This is a genomic window from Cellvibrio sp. (assembly GCF_039207905.1).
In the GTDB taxonomy this organism is placed as follows: Bacteria; Pseudomonadota; Gammaproteobacteria; order Pseudomonadales; family Cellvibrionaceae; genus Cellvibrio.
Genome location: NZ_JBCECX010000005.1, coordinates 189,162 through 205,316 on the forward strand (window position 1 = coordinate 189,162; position 16,155 = coordinate 205,316).

The 16,155-nt window shown below is 45.8% G+C and carries 18 protein-coding genes; 5 read left to right on the top strand and 13 right to left on the bottom strand.

All coding sequences use genetic code 11. The features are described from left to right. The first annotated feature begins 6 nt into the window (after positions 1–6). Positions 7–1,215: an efflux RND transporter periplasmic adaptor subunit gene (locus AAGC78_RS04655; protein WP_435782871.1), complete on the top strand. Its 1,209-nt coding sequence runs from the start codon at positions 7–9 to the stop codon at positions 1,213–1,215. 96 nt (positions 1,216–1,311) lie between these two features. Here AAGC78_RS04655 and AAGC78_RS04660 read toward each other — a convergent pair whose 3' ends face one another. The 5 genes from AAGC78_RS04660 to ribA all read right to left on the bottom strand — a co-directional run bounded on the left by AAGC78_RS04660 (position 1,312) and on the right by ribA (position 5,001). Further along, complete coding sequence (locus AAGC78_RS04660; protein WP_435782872.1) at positions 1,312–2,070, bottom strand: hypothetical protein; 759 nt, start codon at positions 2,068–2,070, stop codon at positions 1,312–1,314. A gap of 126 nt (positions 2,071–2,196) precedes the next feature. Continuing rightward, positions 2,197–2,574, bottom strand: coding sequence for a 6-pyruvoyl trahydropterin synthase family protein (locus AAGC78_RS04665; protein WP_435782873.1), 378 nt, complete (start codon positions 2,572–2,574; stop codon positions 2,197–2,199). Positions 2,575–2,601: 27 nt separating this feature from the next. Further along, positions 2,602–3,660 carry a zinc-dependent alcohol dehydrogenase gene (locus tag AAGC78_RS04670; protein ID WP_435782874.1) on the bottom strand — a complete coding sequence of 353 codons (1,059 nt, stop codon included), beginning with the start codon at positions 3,658–3,660 and terminating at the stop codon, positions 2,602–2,604. Then, positions 3,657–4,400, bottom strand: a complete 744-nt coding sequence (locus AAGC78_RS04675; RefSeq protein ID WP_435782875.1) for a RibD family protein — start codon at positions 4,398–4,400, stop codon at positions 3,657–3,659. Before AAGC78_RS04675 ends, AAGC78_RS04670 begins: the two co-directional genes overlap by 4 nt. Next, complete coding sequence (ribA, locus tag AAGC78_RS04680; protein WP_435782876.1) at positions 4,381–5,001, bottom strand: GTP cyclohydrolase II; 621 nt, start codon at positions 4,999–5,001, stop codon at positions 4,381–4,383. Before ribA ends, AAGC78_RS04675 begins: the two co-directional genes overlap by 20 nt. Positions 5,002–5,315: 314 nt before the next feature. On the opposite strand from ribA, the gene AAGC78_RS04685 reads away from it, so the two are divergent. The 3 genes from AAGC78_RS04685 to AAGC78_RS04695 are packed head-to-tail and all read left to right on the top strand — an operon-like array spanning position 5,316 to position 7,182. Then, positions 5,316–6,020, top strand: a complete 705-nt coding sequence (locus AAGC78_RS04685) for a hypothetical protein (RefSeq protein WP_435782877.1) — start codon at positions 5,316–5,318, stop codon at positions 6,018–6,020. Then, positions 5,992–6,366, top strand: coding sequence for a glycosyltransferase family 4 protein (locus tag AAGC78_RS04690; RefSeq protein WP_435782878.1), 375 nt, complete (start codon positions 5,992–5,994; stop codon positions 6,364–6,366). Before AAGC78_RS04685 ends, AAGC78_RS04690 begins: the two co-directional genes overlap by 29 nt. A 12-nt stretch (positions 6,367–6,378) precedes the next feature. Then, on the top strand, positions 6,379–7,182 hold the full coding sequence (locus AAGC78_RS04695; RefSeq protein WP_435782879.1) for a class I SAM-dependent methyltransferase: 804 nt from the start codon (positions 6,379–6,381) through the stop codon (positions 7,180–7,182). A 25-nt stretch (positions 7,183–7,207) separates the two neighbouring features. Here the strand turns inward: AAGC78_RS04695 and AAGC78_RS04700 are convergent, their stop codons facing one another. Then, positions 7,208–8,821, bottom strand: a complete 1,614-nt coding sequence (locus AAGC78_RS04700) for a sulfatase-like hydrolase/transferase (protein WP_435782880.1) — start codon at positions 8,819–8,821, stop codon at positions 7,208–7,210. Between the two features lie 228 nt (positions 8,822–9,049). Here AAGC78_RS04700 and AAGC78_RS04705 point away from each other — a divergent pair, with 228 nt between their 5' ends. Next, positions 9,050–9,667 (top strand): DUF3617 domain-containing protein, encoded by a 618-nt coding sequence (locus AAGC78_RS04705; RefSeq protein ID WP_435782881.1) that lies wholly within the window; start codon positions 9,050–9,052, stop codon positions 9,665–9,667. Between the two features lie 57 nt (positions 9,668–9,724). Here the strand turns inward: AAGC78_RS04705 and AAGC78_RS04710 are convergent, their stop codons facing one another. From AAGC78_RS04710 to AAGC78_RS04740, 7 genes are all read right to left on the bottom strand, one after another. Further along, positions 9,725–10,846 (bottom strand): DNA topoisomerase IB, encoded by a 1,122-nt coding sequence (locus AAGC78_RS04710; RefSeq protein ID WP_435782882.1) that lies wholly within the window; start codon positions 10,844–10,846, stop codon positions 9,725–9,727. 211 nt (positions 10,847–11,057) lie between these two features. After that, complete coding sequence (locus AAGC78_RS04715) at positions 11,058–11,786, bottom strand: hypothetical protein (RefSeq protein WP_435782883.1); 729 nt, start codon at positions 11,784–11,786, stop codon at positions 11,058–11,060. A gap of 355 nt (positions 11,787–12,141) precedes the next feature. Then, a complete protein-coding gene (locus AAGC78_RS04720) occupies positions 12,142–13,035 on the bottom strand; it encodes a dienelactone hydrolase family protein (protein WP_435782884.1) in 894 nt (297 codons plus the stop codon). Between the two features lie 47 nt (positions 13,036–13,082). Next, positions 13,083–14,096, bottom strand: a complete 1,014-nt coding sequence (locus AAGC78_RS04725; protein ID WP_435782885.1) for an SMP-30/gluconolactonase/LRE family protein — start codon at positions 14,094–14,096, stop codon at positions 13,083–13,085. A gap of 457 nt (positions 14,097–14,553) precedes the next feature. Next, entirely contained in the window at positions 14,554–14,952 is a 399-nt protein-coding gene (locus AAGC78_RS04730) for a DUF7079 family protein (protein WP_435782886.1), read from the bottom strand. Further along, entirely contained in the window at positions 14,937–15,404 is a 468-nt protein-coding gene (locus AAGC78_RS04735; RefSeq protein ID WP_435782887.1) for a hypothetical protein, read from the bottom strand. Before AAGC78_RS04735 ends, AAGC78_RS04730 begins: the two co-directional genes overlap by 16 nt. 124 nt (positions 15,405–15,528) lie before the next feature. Next, positions 15,529–16,155: SDR family NAD(P)-dependent oxidoreductase (locus AAGC78_RS04740; protein ID WP_435782888.1), on the bottom strand; the 627-nt coding region annotated here is incomplete at its 5' end.

The following is a 16,155-nucleotide window of genomic DNA, read 5'->3' on the forward strand; positions in this document are numbered from 1 at the left end:
CGGCAAATGAACGATTACCACCCTCTTCCACTTGAATTACCCGTCACCGATGTGAAGCGCAGTGCTGTTTACACTAAGCGCGTACTGCTCGGTGTACTGGTACTGCTATTAATCGGCGGCAGCATCCGCGTGTTATTAAATACACGCGATGCACAAGCACTGGAAGATTACACCGCAGAAACATTAGAGCGCACCGTACTAATTACCAAAGCAAAACCGGGCGAATTGGAACAAGCGCTAAAACTACCAACCACATTGCGCGGTAACACTGAATCGGTCATTTATGCGCGCACTTCCGGTTACGTCACCGAGTGGCATAAAGGAATTGGTGATCTGGTAAAAAAAGGTGAGCTACTCGCTACCATCGACGCACCGGAACAAGAACAAGAATTGGCACAAGCGCGCGCCGAACGCGAGCAAATCAATGCACGACTTGATCTCGCGCGGCAAACACTTGCGCGCTGGGAAGCATTGCGTGAACGCGAAAGTGCAATATCGCAACAAGATCTCGCTGAAAAACAAAGTCTGGTACGTCAGGGACAAGCTGACCTTGCAGCAGCAAACGCAAAAGTAAAACGCCTTGAACAATTGGAAGGTTTCCGCAGCATAGTCGCTCCCTTTACCGGCATTATCACGCGCCGCAGTATTGAAGTTGGTGATCTGATTGAAGGCGGCGGTAAAGAATTATTCGCCATCACCCAAACCGATCCACTGCGCCTGACCATTTGGGTTCCGCAAGCTTACGCGGATAATCTCGAACAGGGCACAGAAGTGAATCTCGATATTCGCGAGCAGCCTGGTGCAAAACTCAAAGCAAAAATTGATCGCATCGCCGGCGGCATAGATCCAAACACCCGCGCACGCCAAGTGGATTTAGTATTACCAAATCCCGGTGCTAAATTATTACCCGGTGCTTATGCTGAAGTGGGCATTCAAGTCACCAGCGGAATCGAAACCCTTGTCGTTCCCGCTGCTGTTTTAGTTATCACTGACCACACTCGTCGCGTCGCTGTCGTTGGCGAACGCAACCGTATCAGTTTCAAAGAAGTTGAACTCGGCCGCGATTTGGGCCGCGATGTAGAAATCCTCTCAGGTATTACCACCGCCGATACCTTGATCGTCAGCCCTTCAGATCAAATTGTTGCAGGCGAATTAGTAAATACACGCGAGTGGCAACCAGTCGGTGCTACGTCACCCAAACCGGTGAGGAAATAGAAATATTCGCCCACAACACAACAGATTCATATATAGATTGACTCCAATACTAGAAGTTGATTGATTGCAAAGGCCCAGCAGATTGAGCCACTTATCTTATTGTTGTTTGTAACTATTCATTATACGAGTAATGCCGCCAGAACACATAGATGGAATTCTTGCGTATTCTTCTGGAGTATCAATTGATTTATGAAGATTATGCCCATCTTTTTCTAATTTTTTTGTAGTCCGCTCAATAAAAGGACCCCAATATTTCTGCATTTCATCTTTTATAGCCTTATCAACCACATCCAAAGGACCGTAGTATATTTTGCTATTAAATTCTTTTTGAAAATCATCTGCTAATTTCTTGGCGTAATTCTTAAAATTTTCCTCATTAATTTTCACATGTCGATATTCATGTTCGCGTATAACTTCATATTCGCATGAACCACGCGGCAACTCTTTAGCAATATAAACCGTATGATTAATCACAACCATATCAACTTTAATTTCCGGCCGAGCACAATGAATATTTGGCTCTAACATCTGAAATGATCTATACATAACATTATATTCCCATGACAGCTGAGCCAAAGTTAATCCAAGCATATCTCCTTCTGATGCATGATCATTTGTTTTGAGACGAATATCATTCAACCTACGAATCGACTCCGTATTGCTTTCGTTAACAGTGCCTTCGTGTCTATTAATACTTATCGCTACTGGAGGAAGGTTTTGCTCGCAAGCCGAAATAAAGTCATCAGGAACCACCACCTGGACTCCTTCTTTAACAAGCTCACCAGCAATAACATTAAAGGGAAATAGCATCACTAAAAAAATGGATATCCACACGCAAATTTTTTTTATTTTCACCAAGCCAGACCTCATAGTCATCAGAAAATATGCCAATTAAAGTGGTACAAATATTATTTCTGGTTGCAACGTGTTTTAAGAAAAGTACAGACTACACTTTGACCTACTCACCAAATAAATATGAACTTAAAAATCCTTACGATAAGCAGCCCAGCAAGTGGCGTTTTCCCAAAGTTTTACGATCAATGAGGCGTTGCCGAGCGGGCGGATGCGGGAGCTGATTTGTTCGTTGATGATACGACTGAAGTGTTCAATGCTTGGATTTAATCCAGCAAATTCCGGTTTGTCATTGAGCAGGGAATCGCGGAAATAGTTTACTGTTTTATCGAGAGCGGCTTCGATATCAACGATATCAACCAAATAGCCGTGCTGGTCAAGCTGATCGCCTTCGATTCTAATTTCAGCAACATAATGATGCGCATGCGGAAAATTTTCTGAGCCCCAATCACCGCCAACGAGAAAATGATTGGCGATAAATTCACGGGTTACTGCCACGGTATACATAATAAATCCTGCTTAATGATTCTAGTTTTATGGGTAATAAAAAATTGCCTGCAAAATATCATCAGGCGATTCATGCAAGTTTTGGTAAAGCGATTGTGCATCGGCAATAGCTACACGATGCGTAATCAGTTGCTGCGGATTTAACTTACGCAACATCTGCCAGGTAAGTTCAAAGCGACGGGTTTTATCCCAGCGGCCGCTTAATTCCGGTGCGAGACTGCTAACCTGACTGGTAGTAATCTTGAGCCGATTGCGATGTGCATCGCCACCCAATGCCACTGCTGCCGTTTTACTACCGTACCAACTTCCGATCACAATACGGCTGGCAAATCCGCTCAATTCAATCGCCAGATTCAATGCCTGCGGTGCACCACTGACTTCATAAATCAGATCGGCACCTTTGGTATTGTCGGTCGCGGAAAATAATTGCTGCTTCAACGCAACAATATCGGCTGCGGAAAATGGATTAAACACCTGCGCCACACCCGATTGCAGCGCACGCACGCGACGCTGTGCTATCGCATCCAGCGCCGTTAATTGCGCCAGCGGAAATTGTGCTAATAAACTCGACACCAATAAACCCACAATGCCCTGCCCCAATACCACAACGCGTTCACCCAGCGCGGGATTGCCATCCTGAATCAAGTTCACAGCCGTTTCCATATTGGGTAAAAACACGGCGGCTTCAGAGGTTATATCGTCGGGGATGGGAATAACACTATCGGGCGTGGCGACAAAATGACTGGTGTGTGGTTGAAATGCGAATACGCGCTTATCCAACCAGGCAGGATCAACGCCCTCACCGACGCGCACTACACGGCCAGCACTGGCGTAACCATATTGCAGTGGAAATGTCGGGCGATCCTGCAGAGAATCGAGGTTCGCATCGAGTGCCATATCGGCCGGAATTTGCCCCCGATAAACGAGCATTTCTGTTCCAGCGCTGACAGCAGAGCAATTCACTGCTACTAACAATTCACCCGCAGCAGGTGCTGTTAGCTGGGCAGTACGAACCTCAACCTTGTGTGCCTCGGTAAACCATAACTGTTGCGCGGCGATGGAAGCTCCGGAAACAGATACAGTCATTGCGCAGAATCTCCGTAATTCAAATTGCCCCACACGATCAAGTCATCATCCAATCGATCAGAAAAGAACGGTGAAATTTGTGGCAATGCACAACGCGAGGCAATTCCCAAATCACTTACCGCTTTGTAGCCGCCAACCAAGCGCGGCGTAATGGTCAGCACTACCGCATCGGCAAGCTGGGCTTTTACAAATGCAGTGATCACATTTGCCCCGCCCTCAACCATCAAACTTTTAATTCCCCGACTCCACAGCAATTTCAACGCACGTTGCAAACACACACGGCCTTCTGCATCGCCTTGTAATGCGGTGATGTCCAGTCCGTCGATGGGCGTGCTCTCGCCATCTTGCGTAGTGAGCACCCAGCAGCGTTTGTCGGGCAAGCAGCATAAGCGTGCCGTGGCCGGAATGCGCAATTGGCTATCGAGCACAATCGGTTGTGGATTGCGGCCAGAACAATGGCGTACGGTGAGTTGCGGGTCATCGGCCAGCACTGTGCCAATCCCTACCATAATGCCGTCGTGAGCACTGCGCAGGTGATGGGTGAGCCGCAGCGACTCATGCCCGCTCAGTGCAAGTGGTTCACCGGAATGAATCGCAATACTACCATCCAGACTCTGCGCATAACTGAGTGTGACAAATGGCCGATTCAAACGAACATGTTGGGCATTAGCACGTTGTGTAGCCAGCCACTGCGTAATTTGCTGATGGAGACTCGTAGAATTATTGGTGAGTGGCAGCATAAGGTTTGGCCAGAAGGTGATCCATGCGTTTCGCTTTTGTAAGCATATAGCCCTGATTTTCAGCGTTAACCGCAATCTCCAGCGGCACGCGGGCAGTGACATTGACACCTTCGGCTTCGAGGGCATTTATTTTCGCGGGATTGTTTGTCATCAAACGTACCGACTTCACACCCAAATCGTCAAGGATACAGGCCGCGAGCGAGTAGCTGCGTTCATCGGCGCCGTGGCCGAGCATCAGGTTCGCATCGACAGTATCATAACCCTGATCTTGCAGGTTGTAGGCATGCAGCTTTTGCTCAAGCCCGATACCGCGGCCTTCCTGACGCAAATACACCACAACACCCAAACCTTCCTGAGCGACCAACGCAAGGGCGCGATCAAGCTGCTCGCCGCAATCACAACGCAGCGAACCGAGCACATCGCCCGTAAAGCATTCCGAATGGACGCGCGCCAAGGCAGCTTCTGCCTGCGCCAAATCGCCCATGTAGAAAGCGAGATGCTCTTTGTTATCGAGAGTATTGGTGTAATAACACAATTGAAAATCGCCATGCCGTGTTGGAATACGGGCAGCGGCAGTACGGGTAACAGATGGTTTAGGCATACGCAAAAAATCTTTAGTTTCAGACAATAAATTTAAGTGACGGCAGCGATCTTACGGCGCGTAATCACAATAGGCAAGGCAAGTTCCGGATTAGTTTTTTGCAGCATCAACTGTCACACTTGTTATTATTTTTCCTGCTGTTTTTCGGGCAAGTGCTGATGGTTTTTATCCATGAATGTTTAAATCAAGCCAGCCAATTTACTGGCAATAAATAAAACACTGGTAGACAATTGCCCACCGTGCAAACAGGAAAATCCTATTGGATAAATCCAATCCTGTCGCAGCTGGAATTAACATCTCGCAGAAGATTTCTAATGACCGATATTTACTTCGCCATCCCCGGCGATATCAACAGTCTCACTGGTGGTTATGCCTATGACCGGCGTTTGCTCGCCGAGTTGCATTTGCTCGGCCATAAGCTGATATATCTGCCCCTCTCCAGCCAATTTCCGCAGCCAGACAGCCAAACACTTGCCGACACTGCACAACAATTCGCACAGCTGCCGGATGGTGCACTGGTGATCGCAGATGGGCTCGCCTTCGGAGTGCTGGAGAATATCGCCGAACATGAGCAAGAGCGGCTCAAGATTGTTGCACTCTGCCATCATCCATTGATGCTGGAAGCAGGATTATCAGACGAGCAAGCGCAGCAGTTATTCGTATCCGAGCAACGCGCACTCAATGTGGCACAGGCCGTTATAGTGACCAGTGCTACGACGGGTAAAATCCTGACCGAACAATTTGCGATTCCCGCAGGCAAAATCACTATCGCTGAACCAGGGACCGATCAGCAAGAATTTGCGCTGTGTAATGGCAACCCTCCAGTATTGCTAACGCTTGCAACTTTAACGCGCCGCAAAGCCCACGATTTATTGATTGATGCCTTGGCAGAGCTCCAACATCTGCCCTGGACTGCACGCTTTGTGGGTGGTTTGCATTTTGATCCGCAGGTGGGTTGCGCATCTACAACACAAAGTAGCCACCGCTGGTTTGCAAGCGCGCATTGCATTTGTTGGTAATGTTGCCGATACACGCAGCGAATATGCTGCTGCCGATATTTTTGTTTTGCCGTCACTATTCGAAGGCTACGGAATGGCATTTGCGGAAGCACTGAGTTTTGGTTTGCCGATTGTCGCAGCGCGCGCAGGTGCAGTGCCGGATGTCGTACCTGAAAGTGCTGGTATTTTGGTACAACCCGATAATTCTGCGGCGCTTACTGATGCGCTGCAAAATTTGCTCACCACACCGAGCTTGCGCAAACAACTGCAAACCGGTGCACAATCTGCAGCGCAAACTCTACCCAGCTGGAAAACGACAGCAAACAAAGTGGCTGCATTAATTAACACATTAAACACAACACGATAGAGCGAATAACCGATGAGTGGCTTTTCAATTTCATGGCTGAATTTACGCGAGAGCGCAGACTTTGCCGCGCGCGATAAAACACTGGCAACAAAAGTGCTGGAATGGCTCGGCCAGGCAAATGATTACACATCGCCCGATCGGATTATCGTCGACCTTGGTGCAGGTACAGGATCAACATTGCGCGCGCTCACTAAACTCGGCGCGAATAATATTGTGTGGCGCTTGGTCGATCTGGACGGAAAATTATTGGATGAAGCCTTACGTCGCCACGGTAAACAATGTTTGATAGAAGACTATCAAGCCGATCTCACTATTACCGAAGAATTACCACTCACCGGCGCACACATTATTTCTGCCTCGGCGTTATTTGATTTGGCATCCACTGCTTTTATCGATGCGTTAGTGAATCGAATTGATGCACGCAAAACAGCGGTGTACGCAGCATTGAATTACGATGGCACCACCACCTGGACGCCAGCACATCCGTTAGATGAAAAAATACTGGCCGCATTTAATCAGGATCAATTACGCGATAAAGGTTTTGGCCCTGCACTTGGCCCGCAGTGCACAAATTACTTACAGCAAGTGCTGGAAAATAAAGGCTACACCGTCAGCATCAATCCCAGCCCCTGGGAATTGAGCGCAAAAGATGAAGCCATGACCAGCGAATTAATTAGCGGGATTGCAAGTGCAGTCAGTGAAGGTTATGGATTAACCAAGCAAGAGGTTGATGACTGGAAAACATTTCGCCTCACCCATGTTGCCGACGGGCACTGCACCATCGGCCACTGGGATTTACTTGCGCTGCCGGGTTAGCGCGCCCGGTTAATCGAAACGCGGTTTAATTTTCCGGCAGCGAAAACGCATCAATAAATTTATTGCGCAACTCATCCATGCGCCACACAGGCGCATCATCGGCGGGTAACATCCCTGATGTCCAATGCCAATGATCAACGGCGTCGATAACCTTGGGATCACGCGCAATTAAATGAATCGGCACATCGCGATTAACCGTATCGCCGGTCACCAGAGGCGCGGGTTGATGATCGCCAAATACCAGCACCACTAAATTATCATTGCCGTAATTCAGCACATAAGACGCGATATTTTCCAACGCATATTCAATCGACAAACGAAATTGCAAACGAATACGCGCGTTGTCTTTCCACACCTCTTCCGGACTATCACCGCTTAAGGCTTGCGCATTAAACACAGTGCCATCCCCCACACTATTCCAATCAATTACATGGGGAACCGGCGTCCAGGGAGCGTGCGATGAGATAAGCGCAATTTCTGCCATCACTGGAGTGCGCGCTTGATTATCAAGCTCACGCTGCTGGAATGCCGCAAGTGTGTATTGATCTGGCATGGTGATCCAGTTAAATGGTTTGCCTTTGTAGCCGAGGTTATGCGCATCGTAAATCTGATCATAACCATAATATTGTCCTTCCGGCCACGCCATAGTAATTGCAGGCATCACCGCTACCGTACGCCAACCCGCTTGTTTGAATATGCGATTTAACGTCGGGCGATCACTCATCATTAAATTGTCGTAGCGAATCTGGTTGTCAATCCAGAGTCCCGACATAGCTGTGCCGTGAGCTAACCAACTCAAACCACCGACCGTCGGTGAGGTTAAAAATCCAGAGCGTGCTACAAAACCTTTTTCGCTTAGCAAGTTGGTCGTGCGCTCAAGCAAAGGACGAACATGCGGCGCAAATTCCGGATTATCCAGCGCCGTGCGTCCGTAGGATTCGACAAACACTACCAGCACATCTTTACCTTGCAGTTGCGCAAATAGATTTTTATCAGCGCGTGCTACAGCATCGTCCTCTTCAAGCTCAAGGCGAAAAGATTTTATATCTGCAACTGTGTCCAACATATGTTGCAAGTGCGTTTTAACATGATGGTAAAACTGTGCAGAAGCTTTGGGCCAGCCAATTAAAAACAACAGCAACCACAACACCAATCCACCGACTAAAACACCAGCGGAAACCCGCACAGATGCACGCAACAATGTCTGCGCGCGTCCCAACACCCAAAATGCAGCAGCGATAATTACCAACACCAAAAAGATCAATAACAAGGCGACCAAAAAAGCACCGGCCTTTCCTATAGCGCCATTGAGTAAATTCATACCATTGGCAAACAGATAAATATCGAAAACCGGATTGAATGGCCGCGCAAATACTTTATAGGTTGCCATATCAGCGCATTTGAAAATAATCCCCAATGCCAGCAGCGCTGCCATTATCCAGCGCAAAATCAGACCCGTGCGACCGGGCACCAAAAGCAATAACCCAAGTAGCGGCAACTCCAGCGGAAAAAATAAAAATGCGGGCAAGCTAAAGGCCGTTAACTGGTTGGGAATAACCAAGGCAACAAAAATGAAAACTAAAGCGGCGATATTCAGGAAGGAACGAAAATAACGGCGCGGGGAGAGATGGGTAGTCATTATTATGGGTGACGCCTTATCGCAAATTAAAATAGCTATTGAACGAATCGACTAAACGGTAGCAAAATCCAACCAAAGAAGTGATAAAAAGTGCCCAAGTATAAACACTCTTTGTGATCAAAATCTAATAAAATCAATTGATTAACGCTTGAATACCAGTCTTTACTGAACAATCATCCCGTTAAACAGTCTTAGCTAAACCGACCCCAGTGTAAGGAACATGACAACATGAAAAAAACCGGTGTAATTTCGTTAGTGGGCCTATTAACTATGGCCACTTCTTTTCCACTCCTCGCGGACACAATCAAAGTCGATATGAAACCCGGCCTTTGGGAACATCGCATCAAACTCATTGGTGGCGATTCAGCCGCGGCGCAAACCCAGCAAATGCAAGCGGCGATGGATGAAGTTAAAAAACAAATGGCGAACATGCCGCCCGAACAGCGCAAGATGATGGAAGATATGATGGCGCAGCAAGGCATGAAGATTTCCGAGCAAGGCGTAAGCATGCAAAATAACAAAGTGCAGATCAGCAAAGACGGCACAGTCGTTAAGCAATGCATTACCCAAGCACAAATTGACAAGGGCTATATGCCCGAGAGCGCAGACAATTGCAGCCCAACCATCACCAAACTCAGCAACACAAAATACAAAATGGCCTACGCCTGTAAAGACCAAAATAACACCAAAGGTGAAGGCGAAATTGAATTTACATCCTCCACCGCCTACAAAGGCAAAGCGCATTTTGTAAATCAGGAAGGTGGTACTGCGCAGCGCTATGACACCGAACAATCAGGTTCATGGTTATCCAGTGATTGTGGTGATATCAAACCAGAAGCTTATTAATACTAAAAAGAAAGGATCAACATATAATGATGTTGATCCTTTTCTATTCAACAATACCTAGCACATCAAACATTCCTTTTTCAGAATCGTTAATAGCAACTTTTCTTCCCCGCTCAAACCAGCAGCATTTTTATTTGTACGAGTGCTCTTAAGCTTGGCCAAATACTTTTGCAGAATGCTCTTTTCATACAGATCAAAAACAATTGGATGGATGTAGTATTTTCGGCAAACTGCACGGGTATTACCCAAATGTGTCGCAACACTATCAATCACCGCAATAATATTTTTCTTGGTGTCCGACCTATTATCTTCATCCGCTTGCCCATTATTAACGGTCAATAAATCCTTGAATTCGCCCAACGCATGAACTGTGCCCGACCAGGTGCGGAAATCTTTTGCAGTAAAATCCTGTCCGGCAATATTTTTGATGTAGCTATTCACCATTCCGGAATCTATGCCTTTGTGACTGCTATCATCAGCATAATACTGAAACAATTCCATACCCGGTATTTCCCGACATTGTTTTACGATGCGAGCCAAACGCTTGTCAGTAATGCTGACAGATTGGGATACACCCTTCTTTCCCTTAAAGATAAATTGCATTTTATTGCCTGCAATTTTGACATGACGATTCTTCAAGGTCGTCAGGCCAAATGATCCGTACAGCTTTTCATAGGCCGAATTACCCACACGCATGCTGGTTTGATCCATCAAACACACAGCCAATGCCAATACTTTTTCTACCGGCAAGCCCGGCAGTGAAAGGTCCTTATTCAGTTGCTCACGAATATGGGGGACGGCTTTACCGAACTCATACAGACGATAAAATTTAGTTTGATTGCGCAGGCTATTCCACAGCGGGTGATAGCGATATTGCTTTCTCTTTTTGGCATCAATACCTGTCGCTTGCAAATGTCCATTATCCTGTTTACAGATCCACACCTTTTCCCACGCGGGTGGAATCACCAACTTGGCGATTCGATCAAGCGCTTTTTTATCGCGTAGTATTTTCTTGCCATCATAGTAACTAAATTTATCACCCTGCTTGCGCCGGATAATTCCAGGTTGGGAATCCTGCACATACAAAAGGTTAATCGCCTTAGCTGCTTTTTCTGCATCATTGGCAATCGCGTCTATTTTTTTATTAGACAGTTTAAAATCCGCTGCGATGACAGACATGTACCGCCTCCCCCCTTTTACACTGACCTATTGTGTACTTCGCACATAGAAAAGGTTTATGAGAGGTTGCACCGTTCGGTAAGACACTCAGATTCAAATTCTGTGGAAAGCGCAGGAAAAGCAATGATTAATGAGCGGAATAGCTGGAGCCAAAAGACAGGAATAAAAAAGCCAGCCCGAAGGCTGGCTTGTATGACGCCAATATCGAGAATTAGTTAGTGGCGAAGCAATAAAACAAACCTGCACCACCAGTGCCTACCAAATTTTCCTGGCTGCAACCACGGCTCGGGTGAGCCGAGTTCCATGAGGCATTACCACCACCAGTGCGGTCAAAGTGACCCACTTGTACCGAGCCATCGGCCGCAGTACTGGTATAGTTTTTACAGGTGTGGTCAGCAGCATCGGTAAACGCTGTACCGTCTGTTTTTGAACCGGTCAGAATATCGTGTTGGTTTGGTGTATCACCTGCACCTAAAACTCGCTCGCCCTTCTCGGTCAAAGCTTGGTTGCGCGTGAGGTTACTACCAAGACGCGCTTGCTCAAGAGTATCGCCGTGTAAATGACCAACATCATTGGCAATCAGCGCGCCTTTAACATTGTACCAAGGGCCTTTACCAATACGATCGCGCGCATTAATTGCAGGCTTACCGCCAGCAGCTTGAGTGCTCAAATAAGCGCGCCAAATTTTATTGCCTGCACCAGCAGCTTTAGCTAGCGATTGGCAATGTGCATCAGCGCCCGCCAACCCGCCCAACTCAGCACCTTTGCCCAAACCTACGCTAGTAATAAAAAAGCTGAATTTTTGCAGCGCTTCTTCCGGGCTAATAACCGGGCGCTGTGCCTGTGCTGGAGCAGCATTATTTTGTGCAGCAACAAAAGGCGCGCTTGCCAAAGCGGCAACAAACGCAATTGAAAGTGCTGCAGGTTTTACAAATTTCATAATTCAATATCCTTCAACAAGAGAGTTTTCCACAATAATAATCACCCGAATGTATCGGATGCTTGCTGCAGAGCAATATGCGTACCAGTGGAAAATTTCAAATTGAATTATATAAAATTAGTTTCTCATTTGTTTTAGCTGGTTGATATATAACGGTTTTACCTGAAACCATAAACTGAAGGAATATCGCAACAAATCAGTGTTGTTTTTATCTCAACAGAATATCGATTATTAACTGCTTTTAATTCAGCAATTACTATTTGGTCTGGTACAGCAATAAAAAGCCCCGAATGATTATTCATTCAGGGCTTTTACGATCAGATTCAATTAAAAAGTGAACCCAATAATTCATCCATTATCCACGCAGGTTTTTATTGAAGAAATCAACGGTACGCTTCCAGGCTAATGCGGCTGATTTCTCATCAAAACGCGGAGTGGTATCGTTGTTAAATCCATGTTGGGCGTTGGTATAAATATAAGCTTCATATTTTTTACCGGCTGCCTTGAGTGCAGTTTCATACGCGGGCCAGCCTGCATTGATACGCTCATCAACACCGGCATAATGAATCAATAATGGGGCTTTGATTTTTGGAACATCTGCAGCTTCTGGTTGGCGACCATAAAAAGGAACGGCAGCATTTAAATCCGGTAACCGTGTTGCAAGGAAGTTGGAAATACCACCACCGTAGCAGAATCCTACTACACCAACCTTACCGTTACCTGCAGGCAATTTCCGCAGATACTGAGCAGCTGTCACAAAATCTTCCTGGGTTTTGGTTTGATCCAACTTCTGGAACAACTCACGCGCCTTCTCTTCATCACCGGGATAGCCGCCTAAGGTAAACAGCGCATCGGGAGCAAAGGCAATAAAATTATCCAGCGCAAGACGACGGGTAATATCTTCAATGTGGGGATTTAACCCACGGTTTTCATGGACAACCAACACTGTTGGTAATTTTCCTTCTGCTTTGGCAGGACTAACCAAATATCCGCGTATTTTGCCATTACCGTTAGGCGAATCGATTTCAACATAACTGGCTTTGATGCGTACATCTTCAGGCTTTACTTGCTGCGCCGCTGCAAATTGTGGACTAAGTGCGGCAAGTAAACCTGTCGCAGTAACACCGGCAAGCGCTGCATATTTTGCTGCGCCAGTTAAAAAGTCGCGGCGAGATGCCTGACCATGAACATATTGATCAAATAATTTCAGTACTTCCGGGTGAAAATCATCAGCAGTCTTGCGCGTCATAAAACCTCCTGAAAATAAAAGGCCGAACTGAATCGGCCTATTCGCTATTATTTGACTCGACCAGCAAAGCCCGGCGTCAATACAGCTACTTTATACGCTGCACCACGGCCAACGATGTAGAGCGTTTTCTTATCTTTACCGGCAAATGCGATATTTTGTGGCTTATGCGGCACAGGTATACCGCCCAGGAATTTACCCTTTTCATCAAATACATCAACACCAGTATTGGATGTTACGTACAAGCGCCCTTCTGCATCAATCGCCAAACCATCAGCACCGCTGGACAAAACACCCTGCTCATTTTTTTGCAGACCGTTGGGGATCTTTGCAAAATTTTTGCGCTCACCCAAGGTGCCGTCAGCCTTGATGGGATATGACAATACATATTCACCGCCGGTGTTGGCGACATACAAGGTTTTTTCATCGCGGCTTAATTGAATACCGTTAGGGCGCTGGATTTCATTAACACCCACAACGCGCTTGGTTTTTCCAGCAGGATCTATGTAGTACACACCAGTGCGCGGAGCATCTTTCACATCAGCACCAGGGCCGCTATCGGTAAAATAAATGCCGCCATTCTTAGCGAGCACCAAATCATTGGTACGCTGGAAGGTTTTTCCTTCGTAGTCTTTTACAAATACTTTTTCTTTACCTTTTGGATAAACAATACCCACCTGATTATTGTTTACCTGTACGGTAATCAACTCACCTTTATCGTTAAAGGCCAAACCATTAGAGCCGTTGGAGTTTTCCAAGAAGGTAGAAATACTATTGTCTGGCGCAATTCGGGTGATACGGTTAGCGCGAGTCTCGGTGAATAAAAAGCTGCCATCAGGTGCAGCGATTGGACCTTCTGTGCCTTCAAAACCTTCGCGAATAAATTCCAATTTAGTTCCAGCGGTAGTAACGCCAGGAATTGCTGATGCAAGCGTATCAGCTGCCGAACTATGCAGTGAAACAAGCGCGGAACTGGAAATAGCAACCAACGCGAGACCCTTTACAATTTTTGCGAGGGTGGCAGGAATAAAGCTTGTCGGCAGGATTGCCACAGAATTTTTCATTGATGTATTTCCTCATACATAGAATCAGTGAATGCGCACGAACCGAAAAAAGACCGGCTAAAGTGTTGTGAACCTTTTGCCGGCCAAGATTAGCGTTCGGCATCGCTACCGTCCCTGTGCCCGCGAAACAACATATCGAGCTACAAGTGCAACCGGCTGTTACGGGGCATAGGCGACCAGTGCTCGCCTTGCCGGTCATTAATCGGCAAGCACTTATCGCAAGACTTGCGCCAGATTTTTAAATTTGAGGGATTTTTGCTAATAAAAAATAAGTTGTTGATTTATCAGATATTTTTATCGACCGATAAAATCAAAAAAACAGGCGGGATAAAATAAATACAGCCGACTGATTAAAATTAAACAGATCGATTTTAATCATTGCTGGCAAACAAGCAGAGGTGATGAATTTGAATTGGGGTATACGCTATAGCGTTAGCTCAGGGGGAAATACAGCTTGCTAGTCATTGGCAGAACGCATTTCTTCTATTTTTAATTTAAGAATATCCCAGTGTTGTTGTGTATATCGACGTAAGAGCCAAGGTCTGGATTTGCCAAACCTATGCTTTTCAAGCACTCTTCTAAAAACAAATTCAGTTTGAAATCCCGCCCACTCAGGCGCTGGCAGGTTGAACATATTAAATCGCAATGCTGGTAATACTTCGTTAAACAGTATTTTTTCGAGCTCCTCAATTCCATACTTAGACTCAACGCACCGCTTAACAATAGACTCATACGAAAGCGTGACATCAGTATCCATAAACAAATCCTGCATGCAATCCCAAATGGGGGTACGGTCTGCAATGTCATTTTCTGGATGTATCATACTTATCTTTTTGTAAATTAGCGCTCTTCGCATTCAGAGTCCGACGGTGCAATTAAGAAATAATCTTCTGCATTGAAGTCTGTACCATCTTTTATATACGCACGCACAGCATCAACATAACCATCATCATTTTCTTTCCCTGGATATGATGTACTCCCAGAGCACACAGAAACAACCCCATTATCTGTATAAATAATATACTGCCAACCTACGTTAAGTGGAATTCCGCAGTCTCCGCCCCCAAAACCGCTATACAATTTTTTAATTTCCTGCGATTTTCCTTTTATGTTCTCTATCAACTCAAATTCTGCAACCACACTTTTCATATGATTTTTTTCTGGTTCTCCAATAGCTACTGATTTTACACTCGCAACAAAAACATACTTAGACTTTGTAATGATTTTTTTTATATCAATGATTCCGCAGCTACATGCATAAGACAGCGAGGGAACACATAACAACACCAAAAATATTATGTAGCGCATTTCTTTTCCTTTTTAATAAAATGGTAATAGATATAAAATTAAGGAAGTCACTTTAATCAAATGACGGGCAGTAAGGGTATGATGCTATATTCACTCGCAGCATATTATTTAGCATTTGACGTAATCAACTTAATGAAAGACCGCCATCAACAACTAATGTATGCCCCACTACATAACTAGACTTTGTACTACAAAGCCATTCAATTGCGTTGACTATTTCTGATTCAATAGCAAATCGTTTAATGGGAATTTGAGGTTCCACTTCTGCACGAATATTAGGATTACTATTTTCGCGCTCTTCCCATCGGAATGTCCAAGTGACACCGGGTGCGACTGCATTCACTCTAATACCCTTTTGAATCGCCTCCAGCGCAACTGATTTAGTTAATCCTTCCAAACCATGTTTGGCGGCGCTATACATTGCTGCACCGGGGCATGGCCGCAAACCATTCACCGAACTAACATTTACGATGCAACCACCAGAATCCATCAAATTTAGTTCTTTTTGGAGACACACCACGTATGACCCAAAATCACTTTTGAGTGTGCTAAACAGATTTTCTGCAGGAATCTCCTGAAACGCTCCTTGAGACATAATTTTTGGGGAGGCATTATTAACTGCAGCATCCAGGTGACCATATTTACTACCAATATGCTCAAACAACCGACTTAAAGATTCATCATCTGATACATCAGCTATAAAATTCATGCAAACAAATGCGAGCGCTATTGATATGACTGTCCAAAAAGC